This is a genomic window from Micromonospora sicca (assembly GCF_003172935.1).
Taxonomy (GTDB): Bacteria; Actinomycetota; Actinomycetes; order Mycobacteriales; family Micromonosporaceae; genus Micromonospora; species Micromonospora sicca.
In genome coordinates, this window is record NZ_QGKS01000294.1 from 78,635 (window position 1) to 98,178 (window position 19,544).

General features: G+C 73.2%; 17 protein-coding genes. 12 read left to right on the forward strand and 5 right to left on the reverse strand.

Features of this window, described 5'->3' with window-relative positions; all coding sequences use genetic code 11:
* Nucleotides 1-248: 248 nt before the first annotated feature.
* The 6 genes from DKT69_RS24575 (at nt 249) to DKT69_RS24600 (ending at nt 6,072) form a co-directional block, all read left to right on the forward strand.
* The gene (locus DKT69_RS24575) at nt 249-1,280 is read left to right on the forward strand and encodes an ABC transporter ATP-binding protein (protein WP_109803857.1); all 1,032 of its coding nucleotides are present in this window, start codon (nt 249-251) and stop codon (nt 1,278-1,280) included.
* A gap of 40 nt (nt 1,281-1,320) precedes the next feature.
* A complete protein-coding gene (locus DKT69_RS24580; RefSeq protein WP_109803858.1) occupies nt 1,321-2,520 on the forward strand; it encodes an ABC transporter substrate-binding protein in 1,200 nt (399 codons plus the stop codon).
* Nucleotides 2,521-2,525: 5 nt separating this feature from the next.
* A complete protein-coding gene (locus tag DKT69_RS24585) occupies nt 2,526-3,446 on the forward strand; it encodes an ABC transporter permease (protein ID WP_236648208.1) in 921 nt (306 codons plus the stop codon).
* Entirely contained in the window at nt 3,443-4,255 is an 813-nt protein-coding gene (locus DKT69_RS24590) for an ABC transporter permease (protein ID WP_109803860.1), read from the forward strand. Before DKT69_RS24585 ends, DKT69_RS24590 begins: the two co-directional genes overlap by 4 nt.
* Before the next feature lie 46 nt (nt 4,256-4,301).
* Nucleotides 4,302-4,727 carry an acyl-CoA thioesterase gene (locus DKT69_RS24595; RefSeq protein WP_109803861.1) on the forward strand — a complete coding sequence of 142 codons (426 nt, stop codon included), beginning with the start codon at nt 4,302-4,304 and terminating at the stop codon, nt 4,725-4,727.
* A gap of 277 nt (nt 4,728-5,004) precedes the next feature.
* Nucleotides 5,005-6,072 carry a GGDEF domain-containing protein gene (locus DKT69_RS24600; protein WP_201749835.1) on the forward strand — a complete coding sequence of 356 codons (1,068 nt, stop codon included), beginning with the start codon at nt 5,005-5,007 and terminating at the stop codon, nt 6,070-6,072.
* A gap of 61 nt (nt 6,073-6,133) precedes the next feature.
* Here DKT69_RS24600 and DKT69_RS24605 read toward each other — a convergent pair whose 3' ends face one another.
* Together DKT69_RS24605 and deoC are read right to left on the reverse strand one after the other, a co-directional pair.
* Complete coding sequence (locus DKT69_RS24605; RefSeq protein WP_109803863.1) at nt 6,134-7,426, reverse strand: exo-beta-N-acetylmuramidase NamZ family protein; 1,293 nt, start codon at nt 7,424-7,426, stop codon at nt 6,134-6,136.
* A gap of 78 nt (nt 7,427-7,504) precedes the next feature.
* Nucleotides 7,505-8,242: a deoxyribose-phosphate aldolase gene (gene deoC / locus DKT69_RS24610; RefSeq protein WP_109803864.1), complete on the reverse strand. Its 738-nt coding sequence runs from the start codon at nt 8,240-8,242 to the stop codon at nt 7,505-7,507.
* 81 nt (nt 8,243-8,323) lie between these two features.
* On the opposite strand from deoC, the gene DKT69_RS24615 reads away from it, so the two are divergent.
* Both DKT69_RS24615 and DKT69_RS24620 read left to right on the forward strand, forming a co-directional pair.
* Complete coding sequence (locus DKT69_RS24615) at nt 8,324-9,049, forward strand: GntR family transcriptional regulator (protein WP_109803865.1); 726 nt, start codon at nt 8,324-8,326, stop codon at nt 9,047-9,049.
* A gap of 149 nt (nt 9,050-9,198) precedes the next feature.
* Nucleotides 9,199-10,530 (forward strand): low temperature requirement protein A, encoded by a 1,332-nt coding sequence (locus DKT69_RS24620; RefSeq protein WP_109803866.1) that lies wholly within the window; start codon nt 9,199-9,201, stop codon nt 10,528-10,530.
* Between the two features lie 84 nt (nt 10,531-10,614).
* On the opposite strand, the gene DKT69_RS24625 is transcribed toward DKT69_RS24620, so the two are convergent.
* Nucleotides 10,615-11,688: a DUF4037 domain-containing protein gene (locus DKT69_RS24625; protein ID WP_109803867.1), complete on the reverse strand. Its 1,074-nt coding sequence runs from the start codon at nt 11,686-11,688 to the stop codon at nt 10,615-10,617.
* Nucleotides 11,689-11,802: 114 nt separating this feature from the next.
* On the opposite strand from DKT69_RS24625, the gene DKT69_RS24630 reads away from it, so the two are divergent.
* Nucleotides 11,803-12,723 (forward strand): 5'-3' exonuclease, encoded by a 921-nt coding sequence (locus tag DKT69_RS24630; protein WP_109803868.1) that lies wholly within the window; start codon nt 11,803-11,805, stop codon nt 12,721-12,723.
* A gap of 31 nt (nt 12,724-12,754) precedes the next feature.
* Here the strand turns inward: DKT69_RS24630 and DKT69_RS24635 are convergent, their stop codons facing one another.
* The gene (locus DKT69_RS24635) at nt 12,755-15,556 is read right to left on the reverse strand and encodes a DEAD/DEAH box helicase (protein ID WP_109803869.1); all 2,802 of its coding nucleotides are present in this window, start codon (nt 15,554-15,556) and stop codon (nt 12,755-12,757) included.
* Nucleotides 15,557-15,642: 86 nt separating this feature from the next.
* On the opposite strand from DKT69_RS24635, the gene DKT69_RS24640 reads away from it, so the two are divergent.
* The 3 genes from DKT69_RS24640 (at nt 15,643) to DKT69_RS24650 (ending at nt 18,606) form a co-directional block, all read left to right on the forward strand.
* Nucleotides 15,643-16,407: an HAD family hydrolase gene (locus DKT69_RS24640; RefSeq protein WP_109803906.1), complete on the forward strand. Its 765-nt coding sequence runs from the start codon at nt 15,643-15,645 to the stop codon at nt 16,405-16,407.
* Nucleotides 16,408-16,557: 150 nt separating this feature from the next.
* Complete coding sequence (locus tag DKT69_RS24645) at nt 16,558-17,532, forward strand: AraC-like ligand-binding domain-containing protein (RefSeq protein ID WP_109803870.1); 975 nt, start codon at nt 16,558-16,560, stop codon at nt 17,530-17,532.
* Between the two features lie 81 nt (nt 17,533-17,613).
* Nucleotides 17,614-18,606: an EamA family transporter gene (locus DKT69_RS24650; protein ID WP_109803871.1), complete on the forward strand. Its 993-nt coding sequence runs from the start codon at nt 17,614-17,616 to the stop codon at nt 18,604-18,606.
* Here the strand turns inward: DKT69_RS24650 and DKT69_RS24655 are convergent.
* The gene (locus DKT69_RS24655) at nt 18,569-19,495 is read right to left on the reverse strand and encodes a diacylglycerol kinase (RefSeq protein WP_109803872.1); all 927 of its coding nucleotides are present in this window, start codon (nt 19,493-19,495) and stop codon (nt 18,569-18,571) included. The genes DKT69_RS24650 and DKT69_RS24655 overlap by 38 nt on opposite strands.
* Nucleotides 19,496-19,544 lie beyond the last annotated feature (49 nt).

A 19,544-nucleotide genomic window follows, 5' to 3' on the forward strand; every position in this document is an offset into this window, starting at 1 on the left:
GTGCGACGCGGCGGTCGCGTGCCGTGCTCGGCCTCCTGCGGCTGCGGCCGCCCTTGCCGCAGGGCCGGCGGAAACTCTCACCGGGTGTCCCGGCCCTGGTCGGCGGCCCGGCGACCGGGCGGCGACCGAACGATCCGAAAACAACCCTTGACTACGGTATCCGTTGCGGTCCTATTCTTCCGCTGGAGAATCCGTAGCCAGTGCCTGCTCGGGTCTCATGATTCGTTGAAGAGTTGGAGCCTGTCGCCGTGTCGGAACCCGCGATCCGCCTGACCGGTCTGCGCAAGTCGTTCGATGCCGTGGAGGCCGTCGCCGGCGTCGACCTGGACATCGCCGATGGGGAGTTCTTCTCCATGCTCGGGCCCTCCGGGTCCGGCAAGACGACGGTGCTGCGGATGATCGCCGGATTCGAACTGCCGACCGCCGGCACCGTCACGCTCGCCGGCCGCGACGTCACCCGGCTCGCCCCGTTCGACCGGGACGTCAACACCGTCTTCCAGGACTACGCCCTCTTCCCGCACATGACCGTCCAGCAGAACGTGGAGTACGGCCTGCGGGTGCGCAAGGTGGCGCGCGCCGAGCGCCGGGAGCGCGCGGCGGCGGCGCTGCGGGCGGTCCGCCTCGAGGGGTACGGCGAGCGCCGTCCCGGCGCGCTGTCCGGCGGGCAGCGCCAGCGGGTCGCGCTGGCCCGCGCCCTGGTCAACCGGCCGGCGGTGTTGCTGCTCGACGAACCGTTCGGCGCGCTGGACCTGAAGCTGCGCGAGGAGATGCAGGTCGAGTTGAAGGCCATCCAGCGCGAGGTGGGCATCACCTTCGTCTTCGTCACGCACGACCAGCAGGAGGCGCTGACGATGAGCGACCGGGTGGCGGTGTTCAAGCAGGGCCGGATCGAGCAGGTCGACACGCCCGCCGAGGTGTACGAGCGCCCGGCCACCCCGTTCGTCGCCGGCTTCGTGGGCACCTCCAACCTGTTCGAGGGCGAGACCGCCCGCGCGGTGCTCGGCCGCGAGGGCGTGTTCTCCGTACGCCCGGAGAAGATCCGCCTCGGCGGCGCGCCCGCGTCCACCGAGGAGATCAGCGCGGCGGGCCAGGTCGTCGAGGTGATCTACGCGGGAGCGGCGACCCGTTTCGTGGTCGACCTCGACGCCGGGCCGCGCGTCGTCGCGATGCAGCAGAACCAGCAGACCTCCCCCGCCGACGTGGCGGCTTTGCGCGGCAAGCCGATCCGGCTGACCTGGCGGGCCGAGCACGTCGTCGCGGTTCCCGTGAACCCCCGTTGACCCAACCCGACCCCCGTCGACAACCAGAAGGAGAGCGCAGATGCGCACCACCCGAGTCTTCACCGCGGTCGCCGCGGCCGGCCTGCTCGCGCTGACCGGATGCGGCGACGGCGGCGGCGCCACCGGCGGCTCCGGTCCCGGCGGCATCAAACCGCCGAAGATCGACAAACTGGCGTCGCTCGGCGCCGGGGAGGGCCAGGTCAACATCGTCGCCTGGGCCGGGTACGTCGAGAACGGCTCCACGGACCCGAAGGTCGACTGGGTCACCGGCTTCGAGAAGGAGACCGGCTGCAAGGTCAACGTGAAGGTCGCCGGCACCTCCGACGAGATGGTGACGCTGATGAAGACCGGCGACTACGACGTGGTCTCGGCCTCCGGCGACGCCTCGCTGCGCCTGATCTACGGCGGGGAGGTCGCTCCGGTCAACACCGACCTGGTCGCCAACTACAAGGACGTCTTCGACGGCCTGAAGCTCAAGCAGTGGAACTCGGTCGACGGGGTGGCGTACGGCATCCCGCACGGCCGCGGCGCGAACGTGCTCATGTACCGCACCGACAAGGTCACCCCGGCGCCGACGTCCTGGAGCGCGGTGTTCGACCCCAACTCGCCGTACAAGGGGAAGGTGACGGCGTACGACTCGCCCATCTACCTCGCCGACGCGGCGCTCTACCTGATGAAGCACCAGCCGGAGCTGGGCATCAAGAACCCGTACGCGTTGGACGACAAGCAGTTCGCCGCCGCCGTGGACCTGCTCAAGAAGCAGAACGAGCTGATCGGTGAGTACTGGTCGGACTACACCAAGGAGGTGCAGGCCTTCAAGTCCGGCAACTCCGTGGTCGGCACCGCGTGGCAGGTCATCGTCAACCTGGCCAAGGCCGACGGCGCCCCCGTCGAGGCGGTCCTGCCCTCCGAGGGCGCGACCGGCTGGTCCGACACCTGGATGATCTCCGCCAAGGCCAAGCACCCGAACTGCGGCTACCTCTGGATGAACCACATCATCGACCCGGCGGCGAACGGCGCCGTGGCGGAGTGGTTCGGCGAGGCCCCGGCGAACAAGCTCGCCTGCGACAAGACGGCCGACAAGAACCACTGCACCACGTTCCACGCCGCCGACGAGGCGTACTTCGACCAGGTCTGGTTCTGGAGCACCCCGGTGGAGCAATGCCTCGACGGCCGCACCGACGTCAAGTGCAAGGACTACGCGGCCTGGACCCAGGCCTGGACCACGATCAAGGGCTGAGACAGGTGACAGCTCTCTCCACGGTGGACCGGCCGGCGGGCGATGACACGATCGCCGCCCGCGGGCCGGTCCGCCGGCTCTCCTCCTGGCTGCACCGACACCGCGGAGCACGCCTCGCCGGGCTGCTCTCGGCGCCGCTGCTCTGGCTGCTCGTGGCGTACCTCGGCTCGCTGGCCGTGCTCTTCGTCTCCGCGCTGTGGACGGTCAACAGCTTCACCGGCGACCTGGTCCGCCAGCCGACGTTCGCCAACTTCCGCACCATCCTGACCGAAGAGGTCTACCGCACCGTCACCCTGCGCAGCCTCGGCGTCGCCGCTGCGGTCACCGTGATCGACGTGCTCATCGCGCTGCCGATGGCGTTCTTCATGGCGAAGGTCGCCTCCCCGCGCAGCCGCCGCTTGCTGGTCATCGCGATCCTCACCCCACTGTGGGCGAGCTACCTGGTCAAGGCGTACGCCTGGCGGGTGATGCTCGCCAACGACGGCCCGGTGGACTGGCTCTTCGGGGGCGCCGGCAACGGCCCCGGCTACGGGCTGCTCGCGACCGTGCTCGTGCTGAGCTACCTGTGGCTGCCGTACATGATCCTGCCCATCTACGCCGGGCTGGAGCGGCTGCCGGACTCGCTGCTGGAGGCGTCGGCGGACCTCGGCGCCCGGGGCGGGCGCACCGTCCGCTCGGTGGTGCTGCCGATGATCGTGCCGTCGGTGATCGCCGGCTCGATCTTCACGTTCTCCCTGTCCCTCGGCGACTACATCACCGTGCAGATCGTGGGCGGCAAGACGCAGCTCATCGGCAACCTGGTGTACGCCAACATCGGCGCGGCGAACAACCTGCCGTTCTCGGCGGCGCTCGCCACGATCCCCGTACTCATCATGGTCGGCTATCTGGTCGCGGTGCGCCGGTCCGGCGCGTTGGAGGAGCTGTGACGCTGTCGCGCGGAGCGCGCTGGTTGCTGCGCGGGGCCATGGCGGTGGGCCTGGCCTTCGTCTACGTGCCGCTGGCCCTCGTGCTGGTCAACTCGTTCAACGCCGACCGCACCTTCGCCTGGCCACCGCCGCGCTGGACCACCGACTGGTGGGTGCGGGCGTGGGAGAACGCGGGCGCCCGCGAGGCGCTGTGGACCTCGACGACGGCCGGCCTCGGCGCGACGGCCGTCGCGCTCCTGCTCGGCACGCTGGTCGCGTTCGCGGTGCAGCGCTACCGGTTCTTCGGGCGGGACGCCGTGTCGCTGCTCGTGGTGCTGCCGATCGCGCTGCCCGGCATCGTCACGGGCATCGCGCTGGACACCGCCTTCCGCTCGCTGATCGAGCCGCTCGGGGTGGGCAAGGGGCTGTTCTCGGTGATCGTCGGGCACGCGACGTTCTGCGTCGTGGTGGTCTACAACAACGTGCTGGCCCGGCTGCGCCGACTCGGGGGCAACCTGGAGGAGGCGAGCGCGGACCTCGGCGCGGACACCTTCCAGACGTTCCGCTACGTGACGTTCCCGCTGCTGCGCTCGGCGCTGTTCGCCGGTGGGCTGCTCGCCTTCGCGCTCTCCTTCGACGAGATCATCGTGACGACCTTCACGGCCGGGCCGGGCGTTCAGACCCTGCCCATCTGGATCTTCAACAACCTCTTCCGGCCCAACCAGGCGCCCGTCATCAACGTCGTCGCGGCGGTGCTGATCGTGCTCTCGATCGTGCCGATCTATCTCGCCCAGCGAGTCTCCGACACCGCTGCCGGTGGTCGCCTCTGACCCGCACGCCCCCGCTCCCCCGGGACGCCCGTGTCAAGATCTGTCCATGAGTCAGCCGTTTCGTGTGCGCATCGCCGTCCGAGGGTACGAGCTGGACGTCCAGGGGCACGTCAACCAGGCCGTATACCTGCAGTACGCCGAGCACGCCCGGTGGGAGTGCCTGCGCGCCGCGGGCCTGCACCCGGACGCGCTGCGTGCGGCCGGCGTCGGGCCGGTCCAGCTTGAGTGCACCATCCGCTACCTGCGCGAACTGCGGGCGGGCGACGAGGTCGACGTCAGTTGCGGCTTCGTCTGGCGCGGCGGCAAGACGTTCCGGCTGGAGCAGGAGTACGTACGCGTGGACGGCACTCCGGTCGCCCAGCTGACCGGGGTCGGCGGAATGCTGGACCTGCACACGCGACGGCTGGTGGCCGATCCGGCGGAGCGGTTCCGTTCGCTCGCCTCGTCGCCGGCGCACCTCGGTCTCGACTAGTGGGCAGGGCACGGCCGGCGCTCCGGCCGGCCCGCGGGAAGTAGGTCGCCGGCCGTGCAGGGGCACGGCGAGGCAGGCGAGGTTGCGCTGAGCCACGACGGACGTACGCAGGGCAGACGTAACCGTGTCGAAATATTGACGTCACCTCACGCACATCGTTGAATGTCGGAGTGGTGGGACACGTCGGAGCGGCCTCGACCCGGATCACGGTCACGGCCGCTGCGATCGATTTCGCGGCCGGATCATCGGGATCCGTCGTCAGGTTGCCGTGGGCGCGGTGGACAGTCGGGTGAACGAGCGCCGGCGAAGGATGCTGCTCACCGCGGCGTTGCACGTCGTCTCGCACGGAATCGCCGTCAGCTACTGCCTCATGACGTTGCACCAGCCACATCGGTCCGTCATGCTCGCGGCCTACGGCTGCGGAATGGCGTCCGGCCTCGTCGGCCTGTGGGCAGCCCAGAAGGTGACCACGAAGGCCTCGGGGTACCGCGTCTCGTTCACCATCCTGCTGATCACGCTCGTCGTGGCGACGCTCGGCGCGTACTGGGACGGTGGTGCAGCCGCACCGGCCGCCCTGGGTTTCGTGACCACGGCCGTGTTCGTCGCCAGCCACACCCCGCGCCTGCCGCTGATGACGGCGCTCGCGGCGCTCACCGTCGGGGCCTACCTCGCGGTCGCCGCCACCGGACGACCGGCGCCCCCCGGGCACGTCTTCCTTTACGTCGCGGCGATGGTGGTGCTGATCTCGGTGTGCTCCGCGCAGGCACGGATCCTGGCGCGGCAGCGATCCCAGCTCCGTTCGCTCGCGGAGCTCGACCCGCTCACCGGCGCCCTCAACCGGCGCGGCCTGGCCGAGTTCACCAAGCACCTGTTCCGGAGCGGCTGTCGCCCGGGCCCGTCCCTGCTGTGTCTGGATCTCGACGACTTCAAGCTGGTCAACGACCGCCTCGGACACGCCGCCGGCGACCGGCTGCTGCAGCGGACGGTGGCCGCGACCCGGGAGGTGCTGCGCGCCGGGGACGCCATCGCCCGGGTCGGCGGTGACGAGTTCGTGGTCGTGCTGGTGGACGCCGACGACGTCACCGCGCGGACGGTGCTGACCCGGATCGACGCGGCCGTCCGCCCGGACGCCCGCGTCAGCATCGGCTCGGCCACCGCGCCGCAGGACGGCAACACCCTCGAAGCCCTGATGCAGGTGGCCGACCAGCGCCTCTACCGGATGAAGCTGGAACACCGTCCCGCCGCCCGCCCGCCGCCGCAGGACCGCCCCGACCTGCTACCCAGCCGCCCGGACCCGCTCGGCATGCGGACGGCCGGGCAACGGCCTGGGTGGTCACCCGGGTAACGCGGGTGGACCGGGGCCGGGGCCGGACGGGGCCCATGGTCGCGCCGCCCGGCCGCGGCGGTCAGTAGAGCAGGTAGGGCTGGCGCTGCCGGTCGAACGCGGCCAACTCGTCGGCCCAGGCGCCGACCACGTCGGCCACGTCGGCACCCGCGTCGATCATCGTGCGCAGCCGGGGCGATCCGGTGAGCTTGTCGATCCAGTACGGCCGCAGTTGGTCCCAGGCGTCCTGCCGCCACGCGAACGCCGGGTACTTCCGCGCCTCCACCAGCATCGCGACCCCGGTACGGATCGGGTCGTACGCGCCCCGGTCCACGATCTTGACCTCGACCCCCGCGCAGGGCTTGTTGAGCAGCGCCGGCTTCTGCCCGGCCGAGGTCGGCGAGAAGTACGCCTCCCGGAACCGCACCCCCGGCAGGTTCCGGGCGTTGAGCCGGTCACCCCAGTGGTAGTCGAAGTCCGTCGCCAGGCCGCCGATCAGCTCGAACGGACGGCAGGTGCCGCGCCCCTCGGTGATCGACGCGACGCCCTCGAAGAGGCAGGTGCCCGGGTAGACCAGCGCGGTGTCCGTGGTCGGCATGTTCGGGCTGGGCATCACCCAGGGCAGATCGGTGTCGGCGGCGAGCCGGTCCCGCTTCCAGTGCCGGCACTGCACCACGTGCAGCTCGACCGGCCGTCCCGCCTCGGCGGGCAGGAACTCGGCGTTGAAGAAGCCCGCGAGTTCACCGACGGTCATGCCGTGCTGCTGCACGATCTCCTTGAGACCCACCCCGGAGGTGTATCCGGCGGTCATCATCGGGCCGTACGCCCGGCCGCCGACCGGGTTCGGCCGATCGAGTACGACGTACCGCTTGCCGAGCCGGGCGGCGGCGAGCATCGAGGTGTACATCGTCCAGATGTAGGTGTAGAAACGCGCCCCCACGTCCTGGATGTCGAAGACCACGGTGTCCATTCCGGACTGCGTGAACATGGCCTCCCACTTGGCCTGCGAGGCGCCGTACGCGTCGTAGACGGTGATGCCGGTCCGGGCGTCCGTGCCGGTGCCCTCGCTGCCGCCCGCCTGGGCCGAGCCCCGGAAGCCGTGCTCGGGACCGAACGCCGCGACCACGTTCACCTGGCCCGAGGCGTGCATCACGTCGACCAGGTGCCGGTAGGCGGAGTCGACGCCGGTCGGGTTGGAGATCACGCCCACCCGCTGCCCGCGGAGCTCGGCGAAGTCGGAGCGCACCAGCGCGTCCAGGCCGGTCTCGACAAGGCGAATGCCCGGGTCGGCACTGCCGGGTGCGGCGGTCACGGTCGTGGCGAGGGCGCCGGCGGTGACCGCTCCGGCGCCGGTGAGGAAGGTTCTGCGCTCCATCGGGTGCCTCCAAGCAGCTCAGCTCATCGAAACTTAGCTACATGAAGGCGGTGGGTCAAGGAAAGATACCTACGGATGTCAGTAGGCGCCGCCGCTCGCCACGGCCCCGGCGGCGGGCCGGCCGTGCTCCTGCCGGTGGGCCAGGTCGTCGAGGATGGCGGCGGTGGCGATGGCGCCGAACCGGGTGACGCCGATGGCGGCCATCGCGAGCAGGGTGTCGAGGGTGGGGACGCCGCCGGCGGCCTTCACCTCGATGGCCGGTGAGACCGCGGAGCGCATGAGGGCCAGGTCGTCCATCGTGGCGCCTCCGTTGGCGAAGCCGGTCGAGGTCTTGACGAAGTGGGCGCCCGCCCGCTCGGCCGCCTGGCAGCCGGCCACGATCTGTTCGGCGGTCAGGTAGGCGTTCTCCAGGATCACCTTCACGGTCGCGCCGTCCGCGGCTGCCACGACGGCACGGATGTCGGCCTCGACCTCGGCCAGCTTCCCGGACCGGAGGCAGCCGATGTTGATCACCATGTCGACCTCGGCGGCGCCTTGGCCGACGGCGAGCGCCGCCTCCGCGGCCTTGATCCGGGTGGTCGTGCCGCCGTGCGGGAAGCCGGCCACCGTGCCCACGAGCACGTCGGTTCCCCGCAGGAGGTCCACGGCGAGGACGACGTCACCGGGCCGGACGCAGACGGAGGCCACGTGGTAGCGGGCGGCGAGCCCGCAGCCCTCGCGTACGTCGTCGTCGGTGAGCTCGGGGCGCAGCAGCGAGTGGTCGATCAGCTTCGCGATCTGCGCGACGGTGACGCTCTCCGGCGTGAACGTGGCCATGATGTCTCCTCGGTCGGGTCCGGCCACGCTATCTGTCTAGACAGCTTGCTGTCTAGACAGGTCATCGGTAGCGTCTCGGAGGTGACTGCCGACCTGGACTTCGCGCCCCGCTACTACCGCATCGAGCAGGCGCTGCGCGCTCTGATCGCGGTGTCCCGGCCGCACGATCCGCTGCCGTCGGAGCCTGACCTGGCGCGGGAGCACGGGGTGAGTCGGATGACGGCGCGGGCCGCGGTCACCAAGCTGGTCGACGACGGGCTCGCGTACCGGGTGCCCGGGCGGGGCACCTTCGTCGCCGTTCCGGCGTCGCCACGCCGGGCCGACAACCTGGTCCGGTTCAGCGACGAGGTCCGGCGGCAGGGCAGACAACCGTCGTCGCGGGTGGTGACGGCGCAGACCCGACCGGCGACCACAGAGGAGGCCGCCCGCTTGCGGTTGCGCGCCGGGACCGACGTCGTCTACATCGAGCGTGTCCGCCTGGCCGACGGGGAACCGGTCGTGGTCGAGAAGGCCGCCTTTCCCGGGTCCCTGAAGGCTCTCCTCGACGGTGACCTGGCCGGTGGATCGCTGCACGAAGCGCTGACCGCGCTGGGTCGTACGCCGACCAGAGGGGTGGCGACGCTGGCCGCCCGGCTGGCCACCCGGAACGACGCGCGGCTGCTCGATGTCCCCGTGGGTTCGGCGTTGCTGGTCGAGCAGCGCCTGATCCTCGACGGCCGGGACGATCCCCTGGAGCTGACGGAGTCGCGGTATGCGGGCGAGCGATACCGCTTGAACGTGTCCTTCGGCGTCGAACCGCCCCGGTGACCCGAGGCGGTCACGGCATCGGCGACCCGTAGACCGCGCCGCCCGACCGACGGGGCCGCCCTCGGCAACCCGGGGCGTCGGCGGTTCGCACGGTGGCCGGCGAGGACGATTCCGACCCGCGACGGGCCGGGCGCTGCCAGACTCGACCGGTGGGCGGCAAGCGACGGACCGGGGGGCTGGGGCCTGCCATCCGGATCGCCCCGGCCGCGCGGGTGGACAAGTTCGAGGTGTTCTTCGACCTCGTCTTCGTCGTGTCGTTCTTCATCATCACCCGGGCCACCGCCGCCAACGTCAGCGGGCGACAGCTGCTGCACGCGATGCTGGTGCTGGCCGTGCTGTGGTGGTGCTGGGTGGTGCACAGCGTGGTCGCCAGCCAGCTCCGCCTCGGCGAGGGCTTCGTCCCGGTGCTGATGGTGGTCGGCATGATGGCGCTGTTCGCCTTCGCCCTGGCGCTGCCCCAGACCTTCGGCGATTTGCATCAAGGCGCGGCCGGGCCCATGCTCGTCACGGTCAGCTACGTGGTGGTCCGCGCCGTGCACCTGGTGCTGTACGTGCACGCGACGCGCGGCAGGCCGCACGCCCGCGGCAAGCTGCTCCAGTTCGCACCGGAGATCGTGATCACCACCGTCCTGCTGCTGGTCGCGGCGCTGCTGCCGCCGAACATCGAGGATCCCGACGTCGGGGTGTGGCTGCGCGACGGGCTGTGGATCGCCGTCGTCGTCCTGCAGTACGGCAGCGGGCTGGCGGCCGGCACCAGGGGCTGGGAGGTCACGTCCGCCGAACACTGGACGGAGCGGTACGACCTGATCCTCATCATCGCGCTGGGTGAGTCCGTGATCTCGGTCGGCGTCGGCGGCAACCTGATCGGCAAACCGGTGACCTGGCCGGCGGTCCCGGCGGCCTTGCTGGGGATCCTGTTCACCGCGGCGCTGTGGTGGGCGCACTTCGACATGATCGGGCCCGCCGCCCGGATCGCGCTGCACGCCGCGCAGGGCCACCCACGGGTGGCGATGGCCCGCGACGCCTACGCCTACCTCTACCTGCCGATGATCGCCGGAGTCGTGCTGTTCGCCATCGGCGCCGAGGAGCTGGTGCGGACGATCACCGACCCGGCGGGTGGGGTGGCCGAGCGGGCGCCCGGCCCGGCCGTGCCGATGCTGTTCGGCGGGGTGATCGTCTACCTGGCCGCCGACATGGCGTTCCAACTGCGCACCCTGCGCACCGTCACCTGGACCCGGGTCGGCGTGCTCCTCGCGCTGGGGGCCGGCCTGTTCGTGGGCCGACACCTGCCGGCGCTCGGCGCGCTCGGGCTGTTGTCCGCCATCTGCGTCGCGCTCGTCGCGATCGAGCTGGTGGTGCTGGCCGACTCCCGGCGTGCCCTGCGCCAAGCGGTGTTCGAGGAGCGCACCGAGCACGAGGCCAGCGAGGCCGCGTACCGCGCCCGCTGGCACGAGGACGGCCCGCCCCGGTCGGCGCGGTAGCTGCCGGCAAACCCCAGTCGGCGCGGTAGCGCCCGGCCCGCTCCGCCCGAGCACCGGTTCACTCGGACCGGCTGACCCGCCCGGTCAGTCCGGTCGGAGCGCCTCCGCGACCCGGCGGGCCTGCTGCGCGTGGCCGAGGACGTCGACGTTGTCCAGGTACTGGTCGACGGCGCCCACCGAGGGCCGCGCGCGCAGCGCCGGGTCACCGATCGCGGCGCGCAGCGCGGCGGCGAACCGGCCGGCGTCGAGCACCAGGAACGGCCGCCCGTGGAACTGCCGGGCCGTCGGGTCGACCGGCGCGGCCAGCCCCAGGTCGTTGGTCCAGCCGGCCACCGTCTCCAGCGCGCCGACCAGCCCGGCCTGGCGGTCGGACCAGCCGTCGGGGCCGAGGGCGCGGGTCAGCCCGTCGACCACCGGGGCCGCCGCCGGCAGCCGGGCGAAGACGGTGCCGAGCCATTTCGCGTACGGGGGCCAGCGGCGGTGCACCAGCAGACCGAGCCGCATCAGGTCCCGGGCCAGCCCGGCGGTCACCACCCGGCTGCCCAGTTCGTCGCCGACCTCGGCACACCGCCCGGCCAGGTGCTCGGCCTGGCCGATCCGGCTCCAGGCGGCCGCCAGGACGTGCCGCCACACGTCGTCCGGGTACCAGGCCAGCCGGGCCCGGGCGGCGGTGAGCGCCCCGTCGAGGCCGTCGTGGAAGACCGCGCCTCCGGTCAGCTCGGCCAGCCGCTGGGTGGGCGTGGCGAGCCAGTCGTCCACCCCCACGCCGGTGCGCGGATCGAAGCCGAGCTTGTCGCGCAGCCAGCCGGTCAGCTCGTCCACGCTCACCCCGTGCCGGTCCCCGTCGGCGTCGACGACGCCGAGGCGGACGTCGGGGCCGCCGACGAAGCGGGTCGGCCAGCCGAGGAACTCCGCCGGCAGTTCGGCGTCGAGCACCGCCCGGGCGGGCCCCACGTCGTCCGGGCCGGCGACGAAGAGCTGGGCCCGCGGACCCCAGTCGTGGTCGGTGGAGCGCTCGGTGTCCAGGCCGAGCAGCTCCGACCCGCCGTCGAGCAGGCCGGCGGCGTAGCGCAGCCCGGGCAGCCGCCGAGCCAGCAGGGGAGCCACCACCTCGTCGTGGAACCGCCGGGCGAGCGACAACCCGGGTACGAACGTCATGCCGTCAGTCTCCCCGGCGGACGCGCCCGTGACTCACCCGACGGCCAACCGCGCCCGCCCCGGCACGATCCGGCCCTCCCCCACCTCGTCGTACGGCTGTGCCAGGCTGTCCGGGTGGCACAGCGACCCCCGATCCTGCTGATCGACTCCCCCAGCCTCTACTTCCGGGCCTACTTCGGCATCCCGGAGTCGGCCGCGAAGACCGAGGACGGCCAGCCGGTCAACGCCGTGCGCGGCTTCCTCGACATGCTCGCCCAGCTCGTCCGCACCCGCCGGCCGGACCGGATGGTCTGCGCACTGGACTACGACTGGCGGCCGGCGTGGCGGGTGGAGCTGCTGCCGTCGTACAAGGCGCACCGGGTGGCGCCGGAGGGCGGCGAGGTGGTGCCGGACACCCTCTCCCCGCAGGTGCCGATGATCCTGGAGGTGCTGACCGCGTTCGGCATTCCGTTCATCGGCGCCACCGGCTACGAGGCCGACGACGTGCTGGGGACGCTCTCGGTGACCCAGCCCGGTCCGGTGGAGGTGGTCTCCGGCGACCGGGACCTGTTCCAGCTGGTGGACGACGCCCGCCAGGTCCGGCTGCTCTACGTCGGGCGCGGGGTGGCCAAGCTGGAGGACTGCGACGACGCGGCGATCCGCGCCCGGTACGGGGTTCCCGCCGACCGGTACGCGGACTTCGCGGCGCTGCGCGGCGACCCGAGCGACGGGCTGCCCGGGGTGCCCGGGGTGGGCGAGAAGACCGCCGCCCGGCTGATCGAGCGGTACGGCGGCCTGCCGGGCATCCTCGCCGCGCTGGACGACGGGGACGCGGGTTTCGCGCCGGGGCTGCGGAGCAAGCTGGCGGCGGCCCGGGACTACCTGGCGGTCGCCCCGAAGGTGGTGGAGGTGGCCCGGGACATACCGCTGCCGGAGCTGCCCACCGCGCTGCCGACGGCGCCCGCGGAGCCGGAGGGGCTGTTGGAGCTGGCGCAGCGGTGGAACCTGGCCGGCTCGTGCCGCCGGCTCGTGGACGCGCTCACCGCCCGTTCCTGATCGTGCGGACGTGGTGACCGCACGGTGACGATCAGGCCGCGGCGTGGTAGGCCAGCACGCCCCGGTTGACGGTCGCGATGGCCTGCCGGGCGGTGGAGCGCAGCTCCGCCGACGCGCCGCCGGAGTCGGCGAGCTGGCCGAGCAGGTCGACGACCTGGCGGGCCCAGCGCACGAAGTCCCCGGCGGGCATCTCGCCGTCGATCTGGTGGCCGCTGGCGAGCACCTTGGCGAGCACCTCCCCGCGGGCCCACCGGTAGATCGGCCAGGCGAAGCCCAGGTCCGGCTCGCGGGTGACGGCGAGACCCCGGGCAGCCTCGTCCGCCTCGATGTCGCTCCACAGCTTGAGCGTCTCGTCGACCGCGTCGGCGACCGGGCCGCGCGGCAGCGAGGCCCGCTCGTCGACGTCGCGGCGGGCCTCGAAGACCACCACGGAGACGGCCGCGGCGAGCTCGGCCGGGGAGAGCCCGTCCCAGACGCCCCGGCGCAGGCACTCGGCGACCAGCAGGTCCGCCTCGGTCCAGATCCGGCCGAGCATCCGGCCCGCGTCGGTGACCCCGCCGTCGGCGGAGAGGTAGCCGCGGGCGGTGAGCAGCGCGACGATCCGGTCGAAGGTCCGCGCCAGCGAGCCGGTCCGGCCGGAGACCCGCTGCCGCAGCTCCTCGGTGTCCCGTTCGAGGCGGCGACGCCGCTCGGCCCAGCGGGCGTGCTCCTCCCGCTCCGGGCAGGCGTGGCAGGGGTGCCGGCGCAGCTCGGTGCGGAGCTGGCTGAGCCGGTGGTCCTCGCCGGCGACCTGCCGGGACCGCCCGCCCCGGCGGCCGTCGTGCCGGTCCAGCCCGGTGCCGCTGACCTCGGCGGCCAGGTCCCGCCGCGCAGCCGGGGACCGGTGGTTGAAGTGCTTCGGCACCCGGATCCGGGCGAGCACCTCGGCCGGGGTGGTGAAGTCGCCGGGACTGACCCGGCCGGCCCAGCGGTCCTGGGTGAGCACCAGCGGGCGCGGCTCACCGAAGCCGCCGGTGGCCGGGTCGAGGACGACGGCCAGCCCGGCCCGCCGCCCGGACGGCACCCGGATCACGTCGCCGACCCGCAGCCGCTCCAGCGACGCGACGGCCGCCGCCTTGCGCTGGGTCTGGCCCTGCCGGGCGATGGCCCGTTCCCGGTCGGCGATGGCCACCCGCAGCGCGAAGTACTCGTCGAAGTCCCCGTGGTGGCAGGCCGCCTCGGCGCCGTACGCCTCGATGGTCTCGGTGTTGCGCTGCACCTGCCGGGCCAGGCCGACCACCGAGCGGTCCGCCTGGAACTGCGCGAAGGACGACTCCAGCAGCGCCCGGGCCGGGTCCGCGCCGACCGTGCCGACCAGGTTGACGGCCATGTTGTACGACGGCCGGAAGCTGGACCGCAGCGGGTAGGTCCGGGTGGAGGCGAGCCCGGCCACGTGCCGGGGGTCGGTCTCCGGCGACCAGACCACCACGGCGTGCCCCTCGACGTCGATGCCGCGCCGGCCGGCCCGCCCGGTGAGCTGCGTGTACTCCCCCGGGGTGAGGTCGACGTGCGCCTCGCCGTTGAACTTGACCAGGCGTTCGAGGACGACGCAGCGGGCGGGCATGTTGATGCCCAGCGCCAGGGTCTCGGTGGCGAAGACCGCCTTGACCAGGCCGCGGACGAACAGCTCCTCGACGACCTCCTTGAACACCGGAAGCATGCCGGCGTGGTGGGCGGCCAGGCCGCGCTCCAGCCCGTCGAGCCACTCCCAGTAGCCGAGCACCGACAGGTCCTCGCCGGGGATGGCGGTGACCCGGGACTCGACCACCCGGCGGATCTCGGTGCGTTCCTCCGGCGAGGTCAGCCGGAGCCCGGCGGCGAGGCACTGCTGCACGGCCGCGGCGCAGCCGGCCCGGCTGAAGATGAACAGGATCGCCGGGAGCAGGCCGTCCCGGTCGAGCCGGTTGACGATGTCGGGGCGCATCGGGCCGCGCCAGCGGGGGCCGCGGCGCCCGGCGCCGGGACCGGCGCTGCGCCCCTCGCCCAGCTCCAGGCGGCGCACCGTGTCGCGGGTGTAGCGCAGCAGCTCGGGGTGCACGTCGTGCTTGCGGGCCGCGTCGGCGTCGTGGAACAGGTCGAACATCCGCTTGCCGACCAGCATGTGCTGCCAGAGCGGCACCGGCCGGTGCTCGCTGACCACCACCGCGGTCTCGCCGCGCACGGTGACCAGCCAGTCGGCGAACTCCTCCGCGTTGGAGACCGTCGCGGAGAGGGAGACCAGGGTGACCGAGGCGGGCAGGTGGATGATCACCTCTTCCCACACCCCGCCCCGGAACCGGTCGGCGAGGTAGTGCACCTCGTCCATCACCACGTAGGCCAGGCCCTCCAGGGTGCTGGAGCCGGCGTAGAGCATGTTGCGCAGCACCTCGGTGGTCATCACCACCACCGGGGCGTCGCCGTTGATCGCGTTGTCGCCGGTGAGCAGGCCGACCTGCTCGGCGCCGTAGCGGTCCACCAGGTCGTGGTACTTCTGGTTGGACAGCGCCTTGATCGGCGTCGTATAGAAGCACTTGCGCCGGGTGGTCGGCCCCTCGGCCGCGTCGGCCGCCGCCGGCTGCCCTGGCTTGCCGCGCAGGGCCAGGTGTACGGCGAACTCGCCGACCACCGTCTTGCCCGCGCCCGTGGGAGCGCACACCAGCACGCCGCTGCCCCGCTCCAGGGACTGGCACGCCTCCCGCTGGAAGTCGTCGAGGTCGAACCCGAGGTCTCGGGCGAACTCGTCCAGGGCCGGGAAGGTGGAGGCCTGCGCGGCCCGGCGGCGCGCCGCGGCGTACCGCTCGGCGGGACTCGACATGCCTCCAAGATTAATCGCTAGGACCGACCACCACCTGACAAGGCCGTCCGGCAGTACGGTCGGAGGCGGTCGGTAGGGTGCACGACGTGCCGGACCATGCCGAACCGCCCCACGCCTCGAGCGGCGCCGACGATGCCGTCCGCCCGAGCACGTCCCGCCGGCCCGTGGAGGCGGTGCTCTTCGACTTCCACGGCACCCTCGCCCAGGTGGAGGAGCCGCGCGAGTGGGTGCTGGCGGCCGCCGCGACGTGTGGGGTGGAGCTGGACCGGGTACGCGCCACCTCGCTGGCCGACCGGCTGCTCACCGCCGGGCGGGCCGGCGGGCCGGTGCCCGCGCGGGTGCCGCCCCGGCTGGCCGAGCTCTGGGCCGACCGGGATCTCTACGAGCACGCCCACCGGGGCGCGTACACCGGGCTGGCGGAGACGGTGGACGCGGGCATCGACGGGTTCCCCGAGGCGCTCTACGAGCGGGTACGGGTCCCCGAGGGCTGGGTGCCGTACCCGGACACCGAGGCGGTGCTCAAGGAGCTGCGGCGCGCCGGGGTGAAGGTGGCCGTCGTCAGCAACATCGGCTTCGACATCCGGCCGCTCTTCGCCGCCTGGGGCCTCGACGGGCTGGTCGACGCGTACGCGCTCTCCTACGAGGTGGGGCGCTGCAAGCCGGACCCGGGGATCTTCCTGCGGGCCTGCGGAATGCTCGGCGTCGACTCGGAGCGCGCGTTGATGGTCGGCGACACGCCGGCCGACGCGGGCGCGGTGGGCGCGGGCTGCGCCGTGCTGGTGCTGCCGGCCGCCGACGCCGGCCGGGCCAACGGGCTCGGCGCGGTGCTCGACCTGGCGCTGGGCTCCTGAGCTGCGGGTTCCGGCGCTGACCCGAGGTGGTCAGCGCCTCCGGTAGCTCGTCCGCGGTGCCGCACTGCCCCATGGACCTCCGCGAGCTGCCGGTACGATGCTGCCTCGATCATCAACGCCCTCGGGGAGGACGCGATCCTGCCACGTCAGGTGCTCGACACCCAGCTGGTGCCGGAAGCCGACCGCTTCGACCTCTGGGCGGATTTCGCCGTCGGCAGCACGCCGGCCAGCATCTGGACCGACCGGCGGGCGCCGTTCAACGCCTTCGCCCAGCTGATCGACCTGGGCGGGGTGCACCTGACCGAGTTCCGGTACCCGACGCTGCGCACCAGGCGGACGGCCCGGCAGATCCGCCAGGCCGACTCGGAGATGTTCCAGCTGGCCCTGCCGACCGCCGGCTTCAGCGCCATCAGCCAGGCCCGCAACGAGTCGACCATCGACCAGACCGGGTTCACCTTCTTCGACGGCTCCCGACCGTACGAGGCGGAGCACCAGGTGGACGAGACGAGGTACACCTCGACGATCTGCGTGCACATCCCGCACGCCCGGCTGCCGCTGTCCGCCGGTCGGGTTAACCGGCTGCTCGCCGCGGCCATGCCCGCCGACCGGGGGACGGGCGCCCTGCTGGCGCAGTTCCTCCGGCAACTGGTGGCGCACCCCGAGCAGTACGAGCCGAGCGAGGCGCAGGGGCTCGGCGGCGTGACGCTCGACCTGGTGTGCGCGACCCTGGCACGGTACGCGGACGGCGAGGACTCCCTGTCGCCGGAGACGCGTCAGCAGGTCACCCGGCTGCAGGTGGTCGAGTTCATCGAGCGGCACCTGGCCCGGCCGGGCCTCGACCCCGGCGCCGTGGCGCAGGCCCACCACCTGTCGCTGCGCACCCTGCACCGGCTCTTCGCCGGCGAGGAGGAGACGGTCGCTGGGCTCATCCGCCGGCGCCGCCTGGAACAGTGCCGGCGCGACCTGCGCAACCCGTTGCTGCGGGACCAGCCCATCCGGGTCATCGCGGCGCGATGGGGGTTTCCGGACCCCGCCCACTTCAGCCGCGCCTTCCGGGAGGCGTACGGAGTGCCGGCGCGGGACTACCGGGCGGGTGCGGAGCCGACCACCCTCGGGCCGAGCTGAGCGGCGGGCGCGACGTGGCCCGCCTCGGGAGCAGCCGGCCCGGCGAGCCCGGTTCCGAGGTGCCCGTCTAGCGTCACGGGCATGACCACCAGGCCGCGCCCGTCGACGGAGCAGGCCCCGCGCCGCGGTCGGCTCGGGGCGGTCGGGCTGGTCCTCGGCGGGGCGCTGTCGGTGCAGTTCGGGTCGGCGGTCGCCGCCCTGCTCTTCCCGCGCACGGGGGTGGCCGGGGCGGTGACCCTGCGGCTGACCATCGGCGCGCTGCTGATGCTGGCGGTGTGCCGGCCGCGGCTGCGCGGCCACGACCGCGCCGACTGGGCCTCGGTGATGGCCTTCGGGCTGGCCCTGGCCGGCATGAACTCGATCTTCTACCAGGCCATCGACCGGATCCCGCTCGGCCCGGCCGTCACCCTGGAGGTGCTCGGACCGCTGGCCCTGTCGGTGTGCACCGCCCGCCGGCTGGCCGCCTGGTGCTGGGCCGGGCTGGCCCTGGCCGGGGTGGCCCTGCTCGGCCAGGGCGGCTTCGACCGGCTCGACCCGGCCGGCGCCGCGCTGGCGTTGGGCGCGGGGGTGATGTGGGCCGCGTACATCCTCTGCTCGGCGCGGGTCGGCGGCCGGTTCCCCCGCGCGGACGGGCTGGCCCTGGCGCTGACGGTGGCCGCCCTGGTCACCCTGCCGATCGGGCTGGTCGGGGCCGGCGCCCGGCTGGGGCATCCGGCCGTGCTCGGGCTGGGCGCCGGGCTCGCCCTGCTCGCCTCGGTGCTGCCGTACACCCTGGAACTGCTGGCGCTGCGCCGGCTGCCCACCGCGACCTTCGCCGTGCTGATGAGCCTCGGCCCGGCCATCGCCGCCCTCGCCGGCTGGCTGGTGCTGGACCAGGCGCTGCGCGCGACGGAGGTCCTCGCGATCGGTCTGGTGATCGCCGCCAGCATCGGCGCGGTCCGGGCCGGCGCGCCGGCCACGTCGACCGAGGGCGGCGACGGCACGACGGCAGCCGAGCGCCCGGACGGCTCCGCCGACCCGGGGCCCGAGGGTCGGCTCAGCCCAGCAGCCGCACCGCCTGCGGCACGGCGCTGATCCGCACCGGCAGGTCGAGGGCCCGCTCCCCGTCGGCGTACGTGGTGATGCCCTCGGCGTTCAGCTCCACGGTCCGCGCCCGGTAGCTGCGCACCAGCGGATGGTCGACGTGCGTGCCCTGGTAGATGCGCGGCTTCACCCGCATCAGGGTGCGCCGGTCGAACCGTCCGCCGACCACCACGTCCAGCAGCCCGTCGGTCGGGTCGGCGTCCGGGCAGATCCGCATGCCCCCGCCGTAGGTCGGGCAGTTGCCCACCGCCACCAGCACGGCGTCGGGCGTCAGCTCCTCGCCGTCGAGGCGCAGCGTGTACCGGCGCGGGCGCAGCCGGGCCAGCTCCACCAGGATCGCCAGGTCGTAGCGGCGCGGGCCGCGCGGCCAGCGCATCCGGTTGGCCCGCTCGTTGACGATCGCGTCGAATCCGGCGGCCAGCACCGCCCCGTACCAGCGGTGCCCACCGTCGGGGGCGGTCATCCGGGCCAGGTCGACCGGGCGGGTCCGGCCGTCGCGCAGCGCGGCGGCGATCACGTCGACCGCGGCGAGCGGGTCGGCCGGGAAGCCGGTGTCGACCGCGAAGTCGTTGCCGGTGCCGGCGGGGACGGGGCCGAACGGCACGGCCGTACCGGCGACCGCCTGCAACGCCCGGTGGACGGTGCCGTCGCCACCCACCGCGACCAACGCACCGGCGCCGTCCGCGACCGCGGCGTGGCACGCCGCCTCCGCCTCCGCCGGGGTTCCCGCCGTCAGCACCCGCACCGGCCGGCCGCCGGCGTTCAGCCGCTCGAGCAGCCGGGGCAGCAGGCCACGGTGCCGGCCCCGGCCGGCGGTGGGGTTGGCGAGCACGGCGACGGGGCCGGGCGGAACAAGATCGTGCGCGGTCACGGCGAGCACCGTACGGTACGACCCACGGCCTCCACCAGGGGAGACGCCCCTCAACCCC